The organism is Nocardia sp. NPDC006982 (assembly GCF_042869435.1).
In the GTDB taxonomy this organism is placed as follows: domain Bacteria; phylum Actinomycetota; class Actinomycetes; order Mycobacteriales; family Mycobacteriaceae; genus Nocardia.
In genome coordinates, this window is the sequence record NZ_JBIAFV010000002.1 from 616,486 (window position 1) to 636,332 (window position 19,847).

Genomic DNA, 19,847 nt, shown 5'->3' on the forward strand with positions numbered 1-19,847 from the left:
TCCCAGGACGAGCGGCGCAATTGCGACACGCCCAGATGGTCACGACACGGTATCGGCGACGCACCGCGTGTTATCGAACCGAAGTCCCGATCGGAAGTGACACTGCGTCCACCGGATTCGCGATCCACCGATTGCTACCCGTCGGATCCGGGACTGCGCTGATCGAGCGCCCGCTCCAGTTCATCAATCCGGCGCCGCGCATCGGCCAGGCCGACCTCCAGCCGACCGAGCGCCACCACCAGCGGACCCACCGCGATATCCGCGACGAGTTGCGGATCGTCGAGGCCGCCTTCGATCGCCTCCAGAATGTTGGACCGGATGTGGCCTGCCACAGGGGCTTCGGCGGGAACTTTCCAGGACTCGACCAACTCGGCAAGGGTGGGGAGTGGTTCCGTGGGCATGCCCCTCAGCATGCGACAGTTTGCTAGCAATATCTAGGACACGCCTTATATATGGCCAGATTCGGCTGACGAAACGCGCTACGGTGTCTGGGCATGGACCCCGTGCGGAATCCGTATGCTCCCGGAGCCGGACAGCGCCCACCCGAATTGGCCGGGCGCGATAAGCAACTCAAGGCCTTCGACGTTGTGCTGGAGCGGATCGCGCGTGGTCGACCGGAACGCAGCGTCATGCTCACCGGATTGCGCGGTGTCGGAAAGACCGTGCTGCTCAACCAACTTCGCTCTGCCGCAGGCTCACGCGGTTGGGGCACAGGCAAAATCGAGGCCCGCCCGGATCAGGAACTGCGCCGCCCGCTGTCGTCGGCGCTGCATATGGCCGTCCGTGCGATAGCCATGGCACACCGCAACCAGGAGCGCGTCGACGACTTCCTCGGCATACTCAAGGCTTTCGCGCTGCGCTCCACCGCCGATAAGGGCATGCGGGAGCGCTGGCAGCCCGGTATCGACGTGCCCGCGGTCACCGGTCGCGCCGACTCCGGCGATATCGAGATCGACCTGATCGAACTGCTCAAGGAGGCGGCCGCGCTGGCCAGCGATATCAACGTCGGCATCGCGGTCTTCATCGACGAAATGCAGGATCTCGGTCCCGCCGATATCTCCGCGATCTGCGGCGCCTGTCACGAATTGAGTCAGGACACCGCGCCTCTGATCGTGGTGGGTGCCGGGCTGCCGCATCTACCCGCGGTGCTGTCCGCTTCGAAGAGCTACTCCGAGCGACTGTTCAGCTACCACCGCATCGACCGGCTGGACCGCGAATCGGCGGATCAAGCCCTCATCGCACCGGCCGAGCGCGAAGAGGTGAAGTTCACCGAGGAAGCGCTGGATGCCCTGTACCAGAGGGCGGATGGCTATCCGTACTTCGTGCAGGCCTATGGCAAAGCCGCTTGGGATCAGGCGCCCGAGAGCCCGATCACCGCCGAGGATGTCGAGGTGGCGGCACCGAGCGCCGAAGAGGAACTGGCCGTCGGATTCTTCGGTTCCCGGTACGAGCGCGCCACCCCGGCCGAACGCGAATATATGCGCGCCATGGCCGATTTGGCGGGCGACGACGGTCCGGTGCCGACCGCGGCGGTGGCCAATGAGCTCGGCCGCAAACCCGCCTCGTTGTCACCGGCCCGCGACGGTTTGATCAAGAAGGGACTGATCTATTCGGCCGAGCGCGGCACCATCGGGTTCACGGTGCCGCACTTCGGTCGCTATCTGCGCAGCGTGTAGCCGAAAGCTCAGAACGGCAGGGGATAGCGGTAGTCGCAATTCCCCTGCGACGTGCACGCATTCTGCAGTGACCGCCAAGTGGCCGGGCCGACCACGCCGTCGTCGTAAATGCCGACGGCCCGTTGGAAGTTCCGCACCGCGGCCTTGGTCTTCGGCCCGAACTTACCGTCGACATCGACCTGGCCGTTGCCATAGCTGAAGGTCAGAAAGGCCTGGACCGCCGCGACACACGACCCCTGGTTGCGCACCCCCTCCTGCAGGGTCGGCCTCGCCGCCAGACACTGATCGAGCGACGCCGGGTACTGGACCTCGGCATGTGCGGGCGCCGCGATGGCGGCGGTTCCGGCGACCGCGGCGACCCCGATGGCCGCCGCGGCAATCGCCCGGCGAATCCGTTGAGCGCCGGAAAGCTGTGCTGCGTACATGATGTTCCTCGTAGTGCGCGAAGCCTCACCCCTGCTAGCGAAGCTGGTAGCGCCAAGTTAGGAACCGCGACCAACGACAGACCAACGAAGTACTCACGGAACAGCTCAGGCCAGCGGCCGCCGCACCTCGAGTGTCACCGACCCGATCCGGATGCGGTCCCCGTGCGCCAGCGCGGCCCGCCCTCGAATGCGCTTGTCATTGACGTACACGCCATTGGCCGACCCACGATCCTCGATCCGGACCGCGGCACCGTCCAACACAACGCTCGCGTGCTGCCGACTGGTCTTCGCATCCTCGAGCCGGATGTCGTTATCCGCACTGCGACCGATCGTCATACCCGCCCCGGTCACCTCGAAGTGCCTGCCGTCGTCGACGTACAACCGCACGTGGCCGAGCGTCTCCAGCAGCGTCGATCCGTCGGTATCCACATTGAGGCGCGGGCGAATTCGGCCCCGGTTCGGTAGCGGCTCACGGCGCAGGATCCGCTGTTCGAACCCGGTCGACCGGTCGCTCGGATCCATGCCCTGATCCCGCAGAATTCGGCGCACGACCCGACATGCTTCGAGCGCATCGCCGGGGCGCCCCGATTCGTACAGTGCCGTGATCAGTTGGGCCCACAGGGTTTCGCGCAGCGGATGACGTGCGGTCAGCGCGCGCAGCTCCCCGATGACCTCGGCGGCACGGCCCACGGCGATCTCCAGATCCAGCCGCGCCTCCAGCGTGCGCTGTCGCTCCTCGTCCATATGTGCGCAGAACGCCTCGACGAAGGTGGACATCGGCAACCCGTCCAGTGCCGAGCCGCTCCATTCCCCGAGTGCCCGCAGGAAGTGCTCGGCGGCATGTTCGTGATCACCGCTGTCGAAGGCGTCCATCGCCTCGGTCCTGGCCTGTTCGAAACGGCCGAGATCGCATTGCTCGTCGCGAAGGTCGAGGCAGTAGTTGCCGGAACTGTCGGTGCGCAGTATCGCGGTCGCGGCCACATCGGCGGCGTGCAGCGTGGCCCGCAGTTCGGCAATGCGATTGTGCAGGTTCGCGCGAAAACTGGGCGGCGGATCACCATCCCAGATGGTGATCGCCAACCGTGTCGGCGAGATGGCGTTGCGCCGATTGACCACAAGAACCGCGAGCATCGTCCTGGTCAGCGGTCCGCCCACAGCGAGCGGACGACCCGAGACATACCACCGGACCGGACCGAGGATGCGCACATCCACCGGCGTGACGGCATCGGGTGTCATGGCGCCGGTACGCATCGGCCGTCGAAGGCACCGTCGGCGACCCGAAATACCGGCCACTGGATGGCTTTCGCCCGCGTCTCCGGTCCGTAGATCCCGTCGACCGCGGCGCCATGGTCGACCTGCAGATGCCGAACGGCGCGCTTCATCGGAGTGTCGTACACCGTCGTCGCATCCAGTTCGATGCCGTGGCACATGGTCAGCGCCTGCCGCAAGGCCATCACCGAATCGCCCCGATCGCCTTCATCGAGCGCGCAGCGTGAATCGTCGTGATCGGCTGCCCCGCTGGGCAATTCGAGATAGAAGTCGGCGCCGATCGGTACCCGCACCCGCCAATAGCACCGCAGCAGACCCGGCTTCGCAGCGCTCGTCTGTGGCACGGTCGTGGGGGTCGCGCCATCGGATCGATTGGGAGTCGGCCAGACAGCGATCATCACTGCTGCCATGACAACGACAGCGATCGCCCCGAGCGCGGCGATGCGGCCACGCGGACGACGCGCCAGGCCGGACAATCCCCACCGGTACGGCCAGCGCTCGGTATCGCTGACCGCCAGCTCGACGGCCCGTGCGAATTCCATACAGGTCTGATATCGCCGCTCCGGCTCCGCCGCCATCGCCCGCGCGATGACCTCTTCCAGCGCCGGCGGCACATCCGGACGCACTCGAGTCGGCGCGAGCGTATCCCGCACCGTTCGAGTGCCTGCGGGCGACGGCGAACGCCCATTCGGATTCGCGCCGGTCAGCAGCGCCAACAGGGTGGCGCCGAGGGAATAGATATCCGCTCGGCGATCGACCGCGAGACCGCGCAGCACCTCCGGCGCGGCGAAGGCGGGAGTGCAAGCGCGCCAACCCGTTTCGGTTACCGTCGCGGCATCCTCGACGGTGCGGGCCAGCCCGAAATCGGCGACCAGCACCCGTTCACCGTCGGCGCCGTCGGCGACCAGGATGTTCGACGGTTTGACATCGCGGTGCAGCAGATTCTGTTCATGCGCGTGATGCAGTCCCTTCGCGGCCTCGCACACGATGCGCGCCGCGCGGTTCGGCGCCAATCCGCCGGGCTCGGAGTACATGAGCTCGCCCGCATCGGTGCCATCCACATACTGCATCGCCATCCACAGGGCCTCGCCCTCCTCGCCCCGGTTGTAGACCGAAACGACATTCGGATGGTCCAGGCGGCACACCAGATCGGCCTCGCGCCGGAAGATGCTGCGATAACGCTGATCAGCCCCGAGATCCTTGGCTAGTACCTTGAGTGCCACCTGCCTCGGCAGGACCGGATCATCGGCCAGATAGACCGCCCCCATTCCGCCGGAACCGAGGGGCCGCACAATCGGATACCCTGCGAATACCTGCCCGGGCCGCAATGACATCCCCACCCTCCAAGGGAATTCGGACCACGTTTTCTGGCGCGTTTCAGCCCACTACCCCACATCCGAAGCTTGGTGTCAAGGCAACTCCGGCACCCGGCGCACGGCAAGGATCGGCCGGTTTTTTCGAGCGATCTGCGAGCAATCGCTGCTGATCCTTTCGAGCGATCTGCGAGCAATCGCTACGGCCACATCCACCCGTCTATCAAGATCATTAGAGATTGCTAGATAACGCTCTACCTCAACGTCTACCGGCCAGTAACAAACCCTCCTACACTCTTATGTGATCCTGATCACGTCCGAGGAGGACATCATGGCGACAACCGCGAAAGTCGACGCCACCGAAGAACAGGCCCGCGCACTGGTCGAGGAGTCCCGCGAAACCAGTTGGGCCAAACCATCGTTCGCCAAGGAGATGTTTCTGGGACGATTCCGGCTCGATCTGATCCACCCCTATCCCCAGCCCAGCGACGAGGACGCCGCGCGCACCGAGGCCTATCTGGCCCGGCTGCGGCCGTTCTGCGAATCGCTCGACGGCAGCGTCATCGAAGCGGAGTCCAAGATTCCGGACGAGTACGTCAAGGGTCTGGCCGAACTCGGCTGCTTCGGCCTGAAGATCCCGCAGGAGTACGGCGGCCAGGGCTTATCCCAGGTCGGCTACAACCGGGCCCTGATGCTGGTCGGGTCCGCGCACCCCAGCCTCGGGGTCCTGCTTTCGGCACACCAGTCGATCGGCGTGCCCGAACCGCTGAAGCTGGCGGGCACCCCGGAGCAGAAGGCCGAATTCCTGCCCCGCTGCGCGGCGGGCGCGGTCAGCGCTTTCCTGCTCACCGAACCCGACGTCGGCTCCGATCCGGCTCGCATGGCCAGCACCGCGACCCCGACAGCGGACGGCGAGGCCTATGAGATCAACGGCGTGAAGCTGTGGACCACCAATGGCGTGGTCGCCGAACTGCTGGTGGTCATGGCCCGGATCCCCAAGAGCGAGGGCCACCGCGGCGGCATCTCGGCCTTCATCGTGGAGGCCGATTCGCCCGGCATCACGGTGGAGCGGCGCAATTCGTTCATGGGCCTGCGCGGCATCGAGAACGGTGTCACGCGGCTGCACAACGTCCGGGTACCCAAGCGCAACCTGGTCGGGCGCGAGGGCGACGGCCTGAAAATCGCGCTGACCACGCTGAATGCGGGTCGCCTCGCCATCCCTGCGCTGTGCACGGCCGCATCGAAGTGGTCGTTGAAGATCGCCAGGCAGTGGTGCACGCAGCGGGTGCAGTGGGGTCGGCCGGTCGGTGAGCACGCGGCGGTCGGGGAGAAGATCTCCTTCATCGCGGCCACCACCTACGCACTCGAGGCCGCGCTAGACCTTTCGGCCACCATGTGCGACGAGGCCCGCAACGATATCCGCATCGAAGCGGCCCTGGCCAAGCTCTGGGCCAGCGAAATGAGCTGCCAGATCGCGGACGAACTCGTGCAGATCCGCGGCGGTCGGGGCTACGAGACGGCGGCGTCGCTGCGGGCCCGCGGTGAGCGCGCGGTCGGGGCCGAACAGCTGGTCCGCGATCTGCGGATCAACCGCATCTTCGAGGGGTCGAGCGAAATCATGCGACTGCTGGTCGCCAGAGAGATGGCCGATGCCCATATGGCCGCGGCTGGTGCGCTGGTCGATCGGAACGCGGAGTTCAAGGACAAGGCCAAGGCCGCGGTCGGCGCGGGCGGTTTCTATGCCAAGTGGTTCCCGCAGCTGGCCGTCGGCGCGGGCACCGTGCCCGCGACCTATGCCGAATTCGGCCCGCTGGCACGGCATTTGCGCTTCGTCGAGCGCAGCGCCCGCAAGCAGGCCAGATCGCTGATGTACGCGATGGCGCGCTGGCAGGCCGGACTGGAATACCGTCAGAACTTCCTCGGTCGCATCGTCGATATCGCCGCGGAGTTGTTCGCGATCTCAGCCGCCTGCGTGCGCGCGCAGGCACTGCGGACCGCGGGCGCGCCGGAGGCCAAGGCCGCCGAGGAATTGGCCGATACCTTCAGCAGGCAGTCGCGGATCCGGGTCAAGAAGTTGTTCGACGCGCTGTGGGACAACACCGATGACGACGATCGCACCCTCACCCGCCACATCCTCGACGGCCGCTACGAGTGGCTCGAGGATGGCATCTTCGATCCGAGCGAGGGCACCGGACCGTGGATCGCCGAATGGCAGGTGGGTCCGTCGACCGAGACCAACCTGCTGCGACCGTTCCTACCGTCGACCCGTAACCACGCGGGCACCTAGGCGCGCAACCGCGACGAGCCGTCACCCATGCGCGGGTGGCGGCTCGTCGCGTGATAATTATTCACATTTATCGGAAAATTTCTAGATATAGACATATTTCCGATACTCGACGTATGGTTACGGTCCCATAACAATTTCTAGCGGACTCTAGGAGATCCGATCGATTACCCGATAGATGGCAATGCCACGGGTCGATCATGGACGTCTACCGGAATCTAGCGCCTGACCTATCCATTCATAGATTTACCGATCCACGGGCTCGCGCGCCCGGGCCAGGTCGATCAGCGGCGTCAGTTGGACAACGCGTACATAACGGACGGTATGGCGCGCTAACAGGGCGGGAATTCCGCCCGACAACCGGGCAAGAACGCTCCGAACCGGGTGTCCTACCAGACACAGGAGAATCGTCATGTCCACGACGACTGCCCGCGGCGCCGCCGACTACGACGGCCACCCGATGACGGTATCGGCCGACGACGGCACCCCGATCGCGGTCCGAACCTTCGGCGCCGACGATGCTCAACTGACCGTCGTCTTCGCGCACGGTCACTGCCTGCGGGCCGAGTCCTGGTCATTCCTGCGCGATCAACTGTTGCGGCAATTGGGGATGGCAGCCGGCGGGGCGGGTAAGTACAGCAGTTCCGAAGTTCGGATGGTCTTTTACGACCACCGCGGACACGGCGAATCCGGCGTTGCCCATCCCTCGACCTACACCATCGAGCAACTCGGCCACGACCTCGACGCCGTGCTGCGGTCGGTCGTGCCGACCGGCCCGATCATCCTCGTCGGACATTCGATGGGCGCGATGGTCACCCTCGCCTACGCCCGGCTGTTCCCGGCGACCATCGGCACCCGGGTGGTCGGCGTCGGCCTCATCGCAGGTGCGGCAAATGGCATCACCGAGGTCGGGCTCGGCCGTTTCCTGAACCGGCGCGCGGTGAACTCGTTGCAGCTCGCGGTGCTGCGAGCGCCTCGACTCATGCAGGCCTCGAAGCGTCTTTCGCGCCGGATCTTCGAGCCGATCGCCCGCGAGGCGAATATGGGCACCAAGCGGACGAATCCGCGCATGGTCGCGGTGGCCGCTGCGATGATGAACGACACCCCGCTGCTCACCATGTCGAGCTTCCTTGCCTCGCTGATGACCTTCGACGAGACCGCATCGCTGCACCACCTCGGCGGCATTCCGGCGCTGGTGCTGGCCGGTTCGGCCGACATCGTTGTGCCCTTCGCACATTCGGTGGTACTCGCCTCGCAACTGGCCGGCTCGGAGTTGGTCCGGCTCGAGGGCGCGGGGCACAGCGTGCATCTGGAGCGGGCCGAGGAGGTGGCGTTGTCCATCGTCGCGCTGGTAGACCGGGCCATCACCGCCATGCACGGGCACGGCCCCGAGTACGCCACCGCCAGCTGACGAACCCGTTCGTCGGAACGCACGGCAGGCCGGTAGCCAACCCTCGGCAACATTCGGGCGAACCACTGGAATTGTGGGCACCACGAGCCAAAATCGAATTCCTCACGTACTGTGTTAAAGATCACGTTGTGTGGTGAGTCACACGACTCGGTAGAGCGCGTTCCCAGGCAGACCATGGAACCCATCGCTACCCATCGAGTTCGTCTGTCCGCCAAGGAACACAGGAGGTATCGATGACACGCAGCGACATAGCGGAACTGCGCTACGCGGTCGGCCAGCTCCGGCAATCCATCGGCGCACTGCGCTCCCACTACGGCGACGCCAATTCGGTGCGACGACTGGAAAACGACCTCGAGCGGCTCGTCATCGATGCCGACGAACTCGAGCAGTCGCCGCCGCAGGAGATCACGCGCCGTCCGCAAGAGACCATCTACGTACCGGACAGCAAATCCGACGAAGCCGCGTGGATGGGCGCACAGGACGAGGGCCTCGGCTTCCATTCCCGCCCGCGCACAAAGTAATCCGGTTCGCGGACCCGGCTCGACGCCGAGCGGGCCCGCGACCGTATCTGCTCGCGATACCGCTCTGATCTGCGCGGTGTAACGGGTTCACCACCCGGTGTGGCGACCAAACCTCGATCGAATGTGGCAGAAATCACGGCCCCTCAGGCGGGTCGGCTTTGCCAGGACCCCGCTCGAGCGATAGCTGGGGTGTCGTATGGTGCTCAGCATCACATTCGATTGCGGAGGTCGCGCGGACCATCCGCACAGCAGATCAGCGAGGCATCCACCTGTGAGTGCCGCACCGACCGCCGCCCCGGAAACGGGCACCGGCGTCTTCAGCAAGACCAGGGCCGCCATCTCCACACGCACCCTGCGTACCGACCGGTGGTGGGTCCCACCACTGGTAACCGCCGTCGGACTAGCCGCTTTCGTCACCTACGCGACGATCAGATCGTATGTGCGAACGGCATATTGGGTTCCGGAGTACCACTACCTGACCCCGTTCTACTCACCGTGCGTGAGCAGCGACTGCGTCGAGGGCTCCAGCCATTTCGGCGCATGGTTCGGCCACATCCCGGCCATCCTGCCGCTGGGCTTCCTCGTGCTGCCGTTCCTGCTCGGGTTCCGGCTCACCTGCTACTACTACCGCAAGGCCTACTACCGCGCGGTGTGGTTCTCCCCGCCCGCGTGCGCGGTCGCCGAACCGCACGCCAAGTACACCGGCGAGACCAAACTGCCGCTGATCATCCAGAACGTACACCGCTACTTCTTCTATGTGGCCGTGCTGGTTTCGCTGATCAACACCTATGACGCGATCACCGCGTTCCACGGCAGGACCGGTGGTTTCGGCTTCGGTCTCGGCAATATCGTCCTGGTCGGCAATGTGGTGCTGCTGTGGGCCTACACGCTGTCGTGCCATTCCTGCAGGCACATCATGGGCGGCAAGCTCAAGCACTTCTCCGCCCACCCGGTGCGGTACTGGTTCTGGACCCAGGTCTCCAAGCTCAATACCCGGCATATGGCGCTGGCCTGGACCACCCTCGGCACGCTCGTGCTGACCGACTTCTACGTGATGTTGGTTGCCAGCGACACGATTTCGGATCTGCGGTTCATCAACTAACCGCCCTCACAAACCAGGAGTTTCGCGGCCATGCCAGAAGTGGAACGGCACAAGTACGACGTCGTCGTCATCGGTGCCGGGGGCGCCGGACTGCGCGCGGTGATAGAAGCACGCGAACACGGTCTCTCCGTCGCGGTGGTGTGCAAGTCGTTGTTCGGCAAGGCGCACACCGTGATGGCCGAAGGCGGATGCGCCGCCTCGATGGGCAATGCCAATGAAAAGGACAACTGGCAAGTCCATTTCAAGGACACCATGCGCGGAGGCAAGTTCCTCAACAACTGGCGCATGGCCGAACTGCACGCCCAGGAGGCGCCCGACCGGGTGTGGGAACTGGAAAGCTATGGGGCGCTGTTCGATCGGACCGCTGACGGCCGGATCAGCCAGCGCAACTTCGGTGGCCACACCTACCCGCGCCTGGCGCACGTCGGCGACCGCACCGGACTCGAGATCATCCGGACCATGCAGCAGAAGATCGTTTCGCTGCAGCAGGAGGATTTCGCGGAAACGGGCGACTACGAGTCGCGCATCAAGGTTTTCGCCGAATGCACCATCACCGAATTGCTCAAGGACGGCGATCGGATCGCCGGTGCGTTCGGGTACTGGCGCGAGTCCGGCCGGTTCGTGCTGTTCGAGGCGCCCGCCGTGGTGGTCGCGACCGGCGGCATCGGCAAGTCCTACAAGGTCACCTCGAACTCGTGGGAGTACACCGGTGACGGCCACGCGCTGGCCCTGCGGGCCGGCGCGACGCTGATCAATATGGAGTTCCTGCAGTTCCATCCGACCGGCATGGTCTGGCCGCCCAGTGTGAAGGGCATTCTGGTCACCGAGGGTGTGCGCGGTGACGGTGGGGTGCTCAAGAACACCGAAGGTAAGCGGTTCATGTTCGAGTACATTCCGCCGGTCTTCAAGGGGCAGTACGCCGAGACCGAGGAAGAGGCCGATCAGTGGTTGCGCGATAACGACTCCGCGCGCCGCACACCGGATCTGCTGCCGCGCGATGAAGTGGCCCGCGCCATCAACTCGGAGGTGAAGGCGGGACGCGGCACCGAACACGGTGGCGTGTACCTGGATATCGCCTCGCGTCTGCCCGCCGAGGAGATCCGGCGGCGGCTGCCCTCGATGCACCATCAGTTCAAAGAGCTTGCGGACGTGGATATTACGAAGGAGCCGATGGAGGTCGGCCCGACGTGCCACTACGTGATGGGCGGAATCGAGGTCGATCCGGATACCGGCGCGGCGACCGTGCCCGGCTTGTTCGCCGCTGGTGAGTGTTCCGGTGGTATGCACGGCTCGAACCGGCTCGGCGGCAATTCGCTGTCCGATCTACTGGTATTCGGCCGGCGGGCCGGACTCGGCGCGGCGACCTACGTCGAGCAACTGTCCGAGCGCCCCGCGGTGGCCGATGCCGATATCGATGCGGCCGCGAAAGCCGCTGTGGCGCCGTTCGATCCGCCCGCCGAAGGGACCGGGGAGAACCCGTACACCCTGCACACCGATCTGCAGCAGGCCATGAACGATCTGGTCGGCATCATCCGCAAGGAACACGAGCTGCAGGAGGCCATCGAGCGCCTCGCCGAATTGCGGACCCGCTTCAACAGTGTGACCGTCGAGGGGCACCGGCAGTTCAATCCGGGCTGGCATCTCGCCCTCGACCTGCGCAATATGCTGCTGATCAGCGAATGTGTCGCGCAGGCTGCGCTATTGCGCACCGAGAGTCGGGGCGGACACACCCGCGACGACTTCCCCGCCATGGATCCGGAGTGGCGCAACAAGCTGCTGGTGTGCGCGATCGATGCCGCCGATGCGGACGGACCGGTGCCCGGCGTGCGGGTCACACCGGAGGACCAGATCCCGATGCGCGACGATCTGCTGGCGCTCTTCGATCTGGGTGAGCTCGAAAAGTATTACAACTCAGCCGATCTCGCCTCCCATCCGGCAGGCTCGGTTTCGGCCACGGAAGGCGAGGCGTAAGAATGGGTTACGACGCCAAATTCCGCGTATGGCGCGGTGATATCGACGGCGGGGAACTGCACGACTTCACCGTCCTGGTGAACGAGGGCGAGGTGGTGCTCGACATCATCCACCGGCTGCAGGCCACCCAGGCACCGGATCTCGCGGTGCGGTGGAATTGTAAAGCGGGCAAATGCGGTTCGTGTTCGGCCGAGGTGAACGGCCGGCCAAGGCTGTTGTGCATGACCCGGATGTCGACCTTCCAGCCGGACGAGCTGATCACCGTCACGCCGATGCGCACCTTCCCGGTGATCCGCGATCTGGTGACCGATGTGTCGTTCAACTACCAGAAGGCTAGGGAGATACCGTCTTTCACGCCGCCGGATGACCTGAAGCCGGGCGACTACCGGATGCAGCAGGTCGATGTGGAGCGCTCCCAGGAGTTCCGCAAGTGCATCGAATGTTTCCTGTGCCAGAACACCTGTCATGTGGTCCGCGACCACGAGGAGAACAAGGAGTCGTTCGCCGGTCCGCGCTTCCTGATGCGGATCGCCGAATTGGAGATGCATCCGCTCGATGTGGCCGACCGTCGCGATCTGGCTCAGGAAGAGCAGGGGCTCGGGCTCTGCAATATCACCAAATGCTGTACCGAGGTCTGCCCCGAGCACATCAAGATCACCGACAATGCCCTGATTCCGATGAAGGAGCGGGTGGCGGACAAGAAGTACGATCCGCTGGTCTGGTTGGGCAACAAGCTTTTCCGGCGCTGATCAACCGATACTGGACCACCGGCCGGGGTAGGAATACCCGGCCGGTCGGCGCACCCTTATAACAACGCGACAACCCCGACGGCGACGACCCACACGAGCACCCCGACGAAAAGTGCCGAGAGGAACGAGCCGGTCAGGACGAACACGCCGACCGCGGACACCGCGAAAAGCAGTGCCACGATCAGCCATTCCACCCAATCGCCCGGCCGCAGTTTCTTGTACCGAGGATGGGAACTCTTGAGCCCACGGTCCACAAGAAATGGGCTACCCGTAATGACCCTCGGCAAACGCGGTTTCGTTGTCGAATCTGCGCTGTTTCGTGATCTTCCCGAGCAGATCTGATCAATACGGCGGGACCCGGTCTGCCGTCACGTGACCGAACCCGGCGGGCACGACACCGCCGGGTCACTCACCCTAGGACTCGGGCCGGTCGAACTCACCATCGTGCACACCCGCTGTGAAAGCGGCCCACTCACCGGGGGTGAAGACCAGGACCGGCCCGTCCGGGTCCTTACCGTCACGCAACGCGACATGCCCGGCATCCAATAGCGCCACCTCGACGCTGTCCTTACCCGCGCCCTCGCCGGCTTTACGCCAGACCGCACCGGTCAAATCTACTTTCGCGCCCTCATTGATGCTCACGCCCGCAACTCCTCAGAACTCGCCGCCCGCAACACCTGCGGTGAAAGCGTGCCATGCGCCCATACCGAAGATGAGGGCAGGTCCACCGGGATTTTGCTGTCGCGTACGCCGATCCGGCCGCCCGCGAGAAAAGCGACCTCGACGCAGTCCTTGCCCGCACCGCTGCGGGTGCTCTTGAACCATTGCGCGCCAACCAAATCCATACTCATGCCACATACTCCTTCGCTATCTGCCGGAGCAGATGCCTACTGGGTTGAATATCCAGCGCGCAGCGCTGGAGGCACTCGTGCGCACGATCGTACCGCCGTACATCAGCATGTCTTTCGAGGTAGAGATCCCCCGTGAAGCCCTCTGCGTACACCACCGGCGGCTCGATCGGCTGGCCTTTGCTATCGATACCGAATTCGAGAACCGTGAACGGTCCGGTGGACACTCCGAGCGGAACACCGGCCGCGAACGGCAGGATACGCAGGGAGATATTGGGTTGGGTGCTGATATCGGCAAGATGACGTAGCTGCGCCGCCATCACTTTGGCGCCACCGACCACCCGATGCAAAACCGACTCGTGCAGGATCACGTTCACCGTCGCCGGTGCGACCTTACGGGTGATCAAAGCCTGTCGCTGCATACGCAATTGGACCCGGCGCTCGATCTCCGCGTCCGAATCATCCGGGTAGCCGAGACGATTGAGCGCCCTGGTGTAGTCGGCAATCTGAAGTAGGCCCAGTACGATTTCGGATTGGTAGGAGGTGAGTTTTTGTGCCGATGCCTCCAAACCGACATAGATATCGAAGTTTTCGGGGATGAGATCGCCGTAGGCATGCCACCAGCTCTTGACGGCGGCTTGCTGAGCCAGGCCCTTGAGGCCATCGGACAATTCGTCCGGTATGCCGTAGATACGACACAATTCTTGGATATCGATCGTTCGGATGCGGTCGGCCTGGCCTTTTTCCAAGCGCTGCAACGTGCTTGCACCCCACTCCATCAGCCTGGATGCCTCCGCGATGGTGAGACCCGACTGGGTGCGCCAGTCCCGGAGATACCTGCCGAGCTGGCGTCTGGGTAGAGTGGAGGCGGCGTTCTCAGGGGATAGCCGGTCCGGGGTTTCCGACGCTCTTGCCGAATTCGCTGACACAGCACGCTCCGTTCTGTGCTCGGATGCAAACCCAACGGTTGCTCCGGGGCGACCCCATAAGCTCGGTTCCCTGGCACTTCGCTTGGGCAGAGGGCTCTTTCGTCCACTATGGAGAATCCTCCCTTCCCTGCTGGGTTTTGTGCTGGGAATTCGCCTCAAATCTTTGGATATCCATCAAGGACACTGTTCGCGACCTGCCGCGATGGTGTGCTGAGAGTGTGCCCGGAGCGGAACAGGCGCCTTTCCCCTCCTCCTGTGAAACCTCCGGGCGCGCACAGTATTCGATGGCGACGCTCGCGGCGTCCTCCGTGGTCACGCAAGCTACCGCCTCCGGGCGCGTCGCGAGCGTCGCAGGAATCGCACGTAAGGAACGAGGAGTCATGGCTGTAAGTGTCATAGCGTCGTCCTTGATGACCAGCGATTTGACCCCGCATCGTGCCCGCAGCGTCGGGCAGGAGAGCTGGGTGGTTTCCTATTTGCCCGAACGCACGCTGACCTGCGACCAGGCGGTTGCCGCGCTGAAGGTTGCTGAGGTGGTGCCATCGCTGTTCGCCGCGGTCGGCGATCTCGCGGACGAGGTCGGCCTGACCGTCCTCGAGGCGTTGGGGATGGCGATTCGACAGGCACCGTGGGATCAGGGACCGATCTCCCGATACACCCGACAAGTCCGCGCGGTGCGCCGCCGGGCGGAGGTCGCCTGATGCAACTCACCAACCTGCACATGCCCGTCGCATCCCTATTGGCCTGCGGAAACGACCCTGGTGTGCTGACAACCGAACAAGCCCACGCCGCAATGCAGTTGCATATCGACTGCACTGTCGACCGGTGCCGGGTCCGCCGTGCGGCGCGGACCACGCTGGTCGAGGCGGGCAAATGTGTGCTGGACGAGCGCGCCCTGCCATTATGAGGTTCGCTGCCGAGCCACCGGGCGTACCGGAGGTGCTTGCCGACTGCATTCGGGTGCTGTGCTGGGTGACCGCCGAGTCCCTGGCACATCGACGGCACGCTGTCGCGCAGACGAAATACGGCCTGCCGAAACGAGTTGTCCGGCGGATCCGCTCAGTGCCAGGTGTGATCGGTGAGCGGGGTGAGCGGGCCGAACTTCGGCTTGTGCGCGTAACCGCTGATCTCCAGCAGGCGGACGGCCCGATAGCGATGTGGCCGTAGCGGTTCCAGATATTCGACCATCGCGTCGTCGTCGATGGGTTCACCGAGCAGGGTCCAGCCGACGATGGCCGCAAGGTGGTAGTCGCCGACCGAGAGGGCATCCGCGTCACCGAAGGCGCGCTGCCCGATCTCGGCGGCGGTCCACACCCCGATGCCGGGCACCGTGCGCAGGCGGCGGGCGGCTTCGGCCGGACTTTCGGCCCCCGCCCGCTCCAGCGCGTCGGCCACCCGGGCCGCGCGCACGATCGTCTGCGCGCGCTGGGGCCCGACATTAGCGCGGTGCCAGGTCCAGGACGGGATCGTGCGCCAGGTATCGGCGTCGGGTGGCAGCAGCAGTCCGGCGGGTGCTGGGCCGGGTGCGGGAGAGCCGAACTGTCGCACCAGCTTTCGCCATGATGCGCGGGCGGAGACGGTGTGCACCTTCTGTTCCAGCACGGCGGGTACCAAAGCCTCGAAGACCAGGCCGGTGCGCAGCATGCGCAATCCGGGAAAGCGGCGGTGCGCGTCGACGATCTTCGGATGATCGGGGGCGAAGTCGGAGACGTCCTCGTCAAGGCACAGCATGTAGTCGAGTCCGTCGAGGAATTCGGCCGCGCCCGGACCCCAGGCGCGGGCATCGACAGTTTGGCGATCGGCTTGGGTCAGGCGATAGGTGACCGGGCCGGTCGGCATTCGGGAGGCATGCCAGTGCGCGCCGTCATGGGTGACCTGGTGGCAGGGGTCGCCGCTGCCGCGGGACAGTGGCGCGAGGGTTGGCGCGAGATCGATCGGCCGCTCGGCCGTGATCGTCCTGGTCAGGCCGGTCCGGTTCAGGTCCGGCGCGGCCGTCTGATTGCGCACCGCCCCATTGTGCCCCGGTAGGTGGGCGGCGGGCGCGGGGGCCTCGAATGTTGCCCGGCTCACAATTGTTTCGGTCCGAATGTGCGATTTCCATACGGATTCGGCATAACCGCTGGTCCCCATTATTTTGTAACGCAAAGAATTGACGTGGCGATATTGATGCGTTCGGCAAACAGCTGGCAGTCGCCATTACGGAGGTAAGAAATGATCACCAACGCGCTCAACTGGTTGCTCAATGCCTGGGGTGCGGTTTCCGCGGGCAGCTCGGGGTACCAGATTCCGTCCGGCACGCTGCCGTTCGGCAGCTGAGGCTCATTCGCCGAGCAGGAATTGCGCGAGGTGTAGGCCTCGGCGGCCGCTCAGCTGCATGGCCTGGGTTCGGCACGAGAACCCGTCGGCTATGAAGATCGAATCTTCGTCGGCATTCCGTAGCGCCGGGAGCAAGCCATTCTCGGCGACCGCGACCGAAATGTCGTAATGGTCGGATTGCATTCCGAAGTTTCCCGCCAGACCGCAGCAGCCGGTGACCTCTGTCACATTTATCTGCATGCTGGCTAATAGTTGGCGATCCTTGTCGAAGCCGGTTACGGCATGGTGATGGCAATGCGGTTGGACGACCACCGACTGTCCCGGTCGCGGTGGCGGCCGCCAGTTCGGCTGTTCGGCAAGGAATTCGGCGAGTGAGCGCACGGCGGCGGCGGTAACGGCCGCGCGCGGGTCGTCCGGTAGCAGTTCCGGCAGGTCCGAGCGCAGGACCGCCGTACAGGACGGCTCGAGGCCGACGACGATGCCGCCGCCGCGCACATGCTCATCCAATTCGGTCAGTGTCGCGCGCAGCCGAGCTCGAGCACCCTCGAGTTGTCCGGTGCTGATCCAGGTGAGCCCGCAGCACACGCGCCGTCCCGGTATCCGGACTCGGTAGCCGAGAGATTCGATCAGTTGTACTGCGGCCTGTGCTATTTCGGGGTCGAAGGCATCGGTGAAGGTGTCGATCCACAGCAGCACTTCGGGTGCCCCATCAGAATCCCCCCGCTCGTGCCAGCTCCTGCGGAAACCGCGGTCGGCGAGTCGCGGTACCGCACGTCGCGGATCAATTCCGCCTGCGCGCAAGGTGATTCGGCGCAGCCAGCCGACTTCGGCCAGCGCATTCGCCGCTCGCGGCATGCGACCCGCGACACCGAGCCAGCGCGGCAGCCATCCCAGAGAGTAATGATCGATGGGACGCGGGCGGTGGCGGTAGCGGCGGTAGAGCGCCTCGGATTTGTAGGTCGCCATATCGACCCCGGCCGGGCAGTCGGAGCGACAAGCCTTGCAGGACAGACACAGATCGAGCGATTCGGCGACCGCCTCGGACGACCAGGGCAGTGCTCCGCGCACCACCTCCTGCAGCACCCGTGCTCGGCCGCGGGTGCTGTCCTTCTCGTCGGCGGTGGCCAGATACGACGGACACATGAAACCACCGGTCGCGCGGGTGTCGGCGCGGCATTTGCCGATTCCGACGCAGCGATGCACGGCCGTGGAGATATCGCCGTTGTCGTGCGGAAATGCGAAACCGCCCGCTCCGATCGGCCGCACTCCGACCAGACGCAGGTCGGCATCGATGGGGCGCGGCGCAACCAGGACGCCCGGGTTCAACACATCATCCGGATCGAAAAGCGCCTTGTACCCGGCGAATGCGTCGAGCGCGTCCCGGGAGTACATGATCGAGAGCAATTCCGAGCGGGCGCGGCCATCGCCGTGCTCGCCGGAGAGCGAGCCGCCGTAGCGGACCACCAGCTCGGCCGCATCCTGTATGAAGCTCCGAAAGCGTCGCGGTGCATCGGCAATCGGCAGATCGAGACGGACGTGGATGCAGCCGTCGCCGACGTGACCGTAGAGCAGTCCGTCCACGCCGTGCTCCTTTGTCAGCGTGGCGAAATCGCGCAGATACGCACCGAGGTGCTTTGGCGGGACGGCCGCATCCTCCCAGCCCGGCCAGGCCGGATGACCCGCCGGAGTACGTCCGGCCAGTCCCGCGCCTTCGGCTCGAATGCGCCAAAGTGCCGCGGCGGCACCGGGATCGGTGACAATCCTGGAGTCAAGCGCACCGACGGTTCGGCAGAGCTGCTCGGCCGCGGCATATGCCTCGGCGGGAGTATCACCGACGGACTCGACGAAAAGCCAGCCGCTACCGCGCGGCAGTTCCGGCACACCGCTGGTGGCCCCGTGATGTACGCGCACGATATCGACGAGTCGCGCATCGATACCCTCGACCGCGATCGGGTCGCAGGCCATCACCGCCGCGACATCGTCTGCGGCCGTTGCGATATCGGGATAGCCGAGCACCGTGAGCACGGTGGCCCGCGGCAGCGGGACCAGATCCACCGTTGCTTCGAGCAGCAATCCGCAGGTCCCCTCGGTGCCCGCGAATGACTTCGCGACCGCCGAACCACGTTCCGGCAGTAGATGTTCCAGACCGTAGCCCGATGCCTGCCGATCGAATCGGCCGAGTTCGGTGCGGATCACCGCGAGACCGGCCCTGGTGAATTCGGGCAGGCCGGGAATTACGGACGGGTCGGCCGCCAGCGTCCGCTCGGCTCCCGTCCCATCGAGAATGCGCAGCTCACGCACATTATCCGAGGTGCGCCCCCATGCCACCGCATGCGGTCCGCACGCATTGTTGCCGATCATCCCGCCCAGCGTGCACCGATTCTGCGTCGACGGATCGGGCCCGAACCGCAGCCCGTGCACGCCGGCCTTTCGCTGCAATTCGGCAAGGACGACACCGGGTTGGACGCGTGCGATGCGCCGTTCCGGATCCAGCTCACCGACGCCATTCATATATCGACTGAAGTCCACCACGATCCCGTGCCCGACAGCATTGCCCGCCACCGAAGTCCCGGCACCCCGCGCGGTAACCGTCAGTCCATTACCCCGGGCGAATTCGAGCGTGCGCGCCACATCCTCGGCCTCGCGCGGAAAGACAACCGCGGCCGGAAGCACCCGATAATTCGACGCATCGGAGGAGTACTCGGCGCGCCGACGCAAGGACGCGTCGACCTCACCCGCGATCCTGCGACGCAACGCATGCGACATCTGGTCCTCGCTCACCCCACCAGCCTATGCACGCACATCCCCGACCACCGGCGCCAGATCCGGACCCTTTGTCTGGATCCGTACTCTGCTTCGAATCGGCACACATGTCCTGATCCGGACACCCTTGCCGGATCCGCACCCTGTGGCGGTGCCAAGGACTAGGTGCGGCGGTTTCGCTGTGCGCGGAATCCTTGCGGAATGGGCTTGCAGTCAACCTTTGTTGAGGTCTTAGTGTCGGTGGCCAGGTGTTCGATGGGCGGGGAGCGA

Annotated in this window: 19 protein-coding genes; 9 read left to right on the forward strand and 10 right to left on the reverse strand. The window is 65.0% G+C overall.

Annotation, left to right across the window (positions count from 1 at the left end; genetic code table 11):
- Positions 1-134: 134 nt before the first annotated feature.
- The gene (locus ACFYOW_RS11755; RefSeq protein WP_387286946.1) at positions 135-401 is read right to left on the reverse strand and encodes a hypothetical protein; all 267 of its coding nucleotides are present in this window, start codon (positions 399-401) and stop codon (positions 135-137) included.
- A gap of 93 nt (positions 402-494) precedes the next feature.
- On the opposite strand from ACFYOW_RS11755, the gene ACFYOW_RS11760 reads away from it, so the two are divergent.
- Positions 495-1,676: an ATP-binding protein gene (locus ACFYOW_RS11760; RefSeq protein WP_063042559.1), complete on the forward strand. Its 1,182-nt coding sequence runs from the start codon at positions 495-497 to the stop codon at positions 1,674-1,676.
- 8 nt (positions 1,677-1,684) lie between these two features.
- Here the strand turns inward: ACFYOW_RS11760 and ACFYOW_RS11765 are convergent, their stop codons facing one another.
- The 3 genes from ACFYOW_RS11765 to ACFYOW_RS11775 all read right to left on the reverse strand — a co-directional run bounded on the left by ACFYOW_RS11765 (position 1,685) and on the right by ACFYOW_RS11775 (position 4,704).
- Positions 1,685-2,101 carry a peptidoglycan-binding protein gene (locus ACFYOW_RS11765; protein WP_387286948.1) on the reverse strand — a complete coding sequence of 139 codons (417 nt, stop codon included), beginning with the start codon at positions 2,099-2,101 and terminating at the stop codon, positions 1,685-1,687.
- A gap of 105 nt (positions 2,102-2,206) precedes the next feature.
- Entirely contained in the window at positions 2,207-3,352 is a 1,146-nt protein-coding gene (locus tag ACFYOW_RS11770; protein WP_387286950.1) for a BTAD domain-containing putative transcriptional regulator, read from the reverse strand.
- On the reverse strand, positions 3,334-4,704 hold the full coding sequence (locus tag ACFYOW_RS11775; protein WP_387286952.1) for a serine/threonine-protein kinase: 1,371 nt from the start codon (positions 4,702-4,704) through the stop codon (positions 3,334-3,336). Before ACFYOW_RS11775 ends, ACFYOW_RS11770 begins: the two co-directional genes overlap by 19 nt.
- Before the next feature lie 310 nt (positions 4,705-5,014).
- Here ACFYOW_RS11775 and ACFYOW_RS11780 point away from each other — a divergent pair, with 310 nt between their 5' ends.
- The 6 genes from ACFYOW_RS11780 to ACFYOW_RS11805 all read left to right on the forward strand — a co-directional run bounded on the left by ACFYOW_RS11780 (position 5,015) and on the right by ACFYOW_RS11805 (position 12,721).
- Positions 5,015-6,970 carry an acyl-CoA dehydrogenase family protein gene (locus ACFYOW_RS11780; RefSeq protein WP_387286954.1) on the forward strand — a complete coding sequence of 652 codons (1,956 nt, stop codon included), beginning with the start codon at positions 5,015-5,017 and terminating at the stop codon, positions 6,968-6,970.
- A 409-nt stretch (positions 6,971-7,379) separates the two neighbouring features.
- Positions 7,380-8,378, forward strand: a complete 999-nt coding sequence (locus ACFYOW_RS11785; protein WP_387286956.1) for an alpha/beta fold hydrolase — start codon at positions 7,380-7,382, stop codon at positions 8,376-8,378.
- A 233-nt stretch (positions 8,379-8,611) separates the two neighbouring features.
- Complete coding sequence (locus tag ACFYOW_RS11790) at positions 8,612-8,899, forward strand: hypothetical protein (RefSeq protein ID WP_063042550.1); 288 nt, start codon at positions 8,612-8,614, stop codon at positions 8,897-8,899.
- 271 nt (positions 8,900-9,170) lie between these two features.
- Complete coding sequence (locus ACFYOW_RS11795) at positions 9,171-10,001, forward strand: hypothetical protein (RefSeq protein WP_387286958.1); 831 nt, start codon at positions 9,171-9,173, stop codon at positions 9,999-10,001.
- 30 nt (positions 10,002-10,031) lie between these two features.
- The gene (locus ACFYOW_RS11800; RefSeq protein ID WP_387286960.1) at positions 10,032-11,972 is read left to right on the forward strand and encodes a fumarate reductase/succinate dehydrogenase flavoprotein subunit; all 1,941 of its coding nucleotides are present in this window, start codon (positions 10,032-10,034) and stop codon (positions 11,970-11,972) included.
- A gap of 2 nt (positions 11,973-11,974) precedes the next feature.
- A complete protein-coding gene (locus tag ACFYOW_RS11805) occupies positions 11,975-12,721 on the forward strand; it encodes a succinate dehydrogenase/fumarate reductase iron-sulfur subunit (protein ID WP_063042544.1) in 747 nt (248 codons plus the stop codon).
- 56 nt (positions 12,722-12,777) lie between these two features.
- On the opposite strand, the gene ACFYOW_RS11810 is transcribed toward ACFYOW_RS11805, so the two are convergent.
- The 4 genes from ACFYOW_RS11810 to ACFYOW_RS11825 all read right to left on the reverse strand — a co-directional run bounded on the left by ACFYOW_RS11810 (position 12,778) and on the right by ACFYOW_RS11825 (position 14,498).
- On the reverse strand, positions 12,778-12,975 hold the full coding sequence (locus ACFYOW_RS11810; RefSeq protein WP_040697654.1) for a hypothetical protein: 198 nt from the start codon (positions 12,973-12,975) through the stop codon (positions 12,778-12,780).
- Between the two features lie 160 nt (positions 12,976-13,135).
- A complete protein-coding gene (locus ACFYOW_RS11815) occupies positions 13,136-13,363 on the reverse strand; it encodes a DUF397 domain-containing protein (protein ID WP_063042542.1) in 228 nt (75 codons plus the stop codon).
- The gene (locus ACFYOW_RS11820) at positions 13,360-13,572 is read right to left on the reverse strand and encodes a DUF397 domain-containing protein (RefSeq protein ID WP_387286963.1); all 213 of its coding nucleotides are present in this window, start codon (positions 13,570-13,572) and stop codon (positions 13,360-13,362) included. The genes ACFYOW_RS11815 and ACFYOW_RS11820 overlap by 4 nt, the downstream gene beginning before the upstream one ends.
- Positions 13,569-14,498, reverse strand: a complete 930-nt coding sequence (locus ACFYOW_RS11825) for a helix-turn-helix domain-containing protein (protein ID WP_387286965.1) — start codon at positions 14,496-14,498, stop codon at positions 13,569-13,571. The genes ACFYOW_RS11820 and ACFYOW_RS11825 overlap by 4 nt, the downstream gene beginning before the upstream one ends.
- 410 nt (positions 14,499-14,908) lie before the next feature.
- Between ACFYOW_RS11825 and ACFYOW_RS11830 the strand changes: the two genes are divergently transcribed.
- On the forward strand, positions 14,909-15,199 hold the full coding sequence (locus ACFYOW_RS11830; RefSeq protein WP_387286967.1) for a hypothetical protein: 291 nt from the start codon (positions 14,909-14,911) through the stop codon (positions 15,197-15,199).
- Positions 15,199-15,405 (forward strand): hypothetical protein, encoded by a 207-nt coding sequence (locus ACFYOW_RS11835; RefSeq protein ID WP_040697671.1) that lies wholly within the window; start codon positions 15,199-15,201, stop codon positions 15,403-15,405. The genes ACFYOW_RS11830 and ACFYOW_RS11835 overlap by 1 nt, the downstream gene beginning before the upstream one ends.
- A 152-nt stretch (positions 15,406-15,557) precedes the next feature.
- On the opposite strand, the gene ACFYOW_RS11840 is transcribed toward ACFYOW_RS11835, so the two are convergent.
- The gene (locus tag ACFYOW_RS11840) at positions 15,558-16,505 is read right to left on the reverse strand and encodes a DNA-3-methyladenine glycosylase family protein (RefSeq protein WP_387286969.1); all 948 of its coding nucleotides are present in this window, start codon (positions 16,503-16,505) and stop codon (positions 15,558-15,560) included.
- Positions 16,506-16,817: 312 nt separating this feature from the next.
- Entirely contained in the window at positions 16,818-19,580 is a 2,763-nt protein-coding gene (locus ACFYOW_RS11845; RefSeq protein ID WP_387287493.1) for an FAD-binding and (Fe-S)-binding domain-containing protein, read from the reverse strand.
- Between the last annotated feature and the right edge of the window lie 267 nt (positions 19,581-19,847).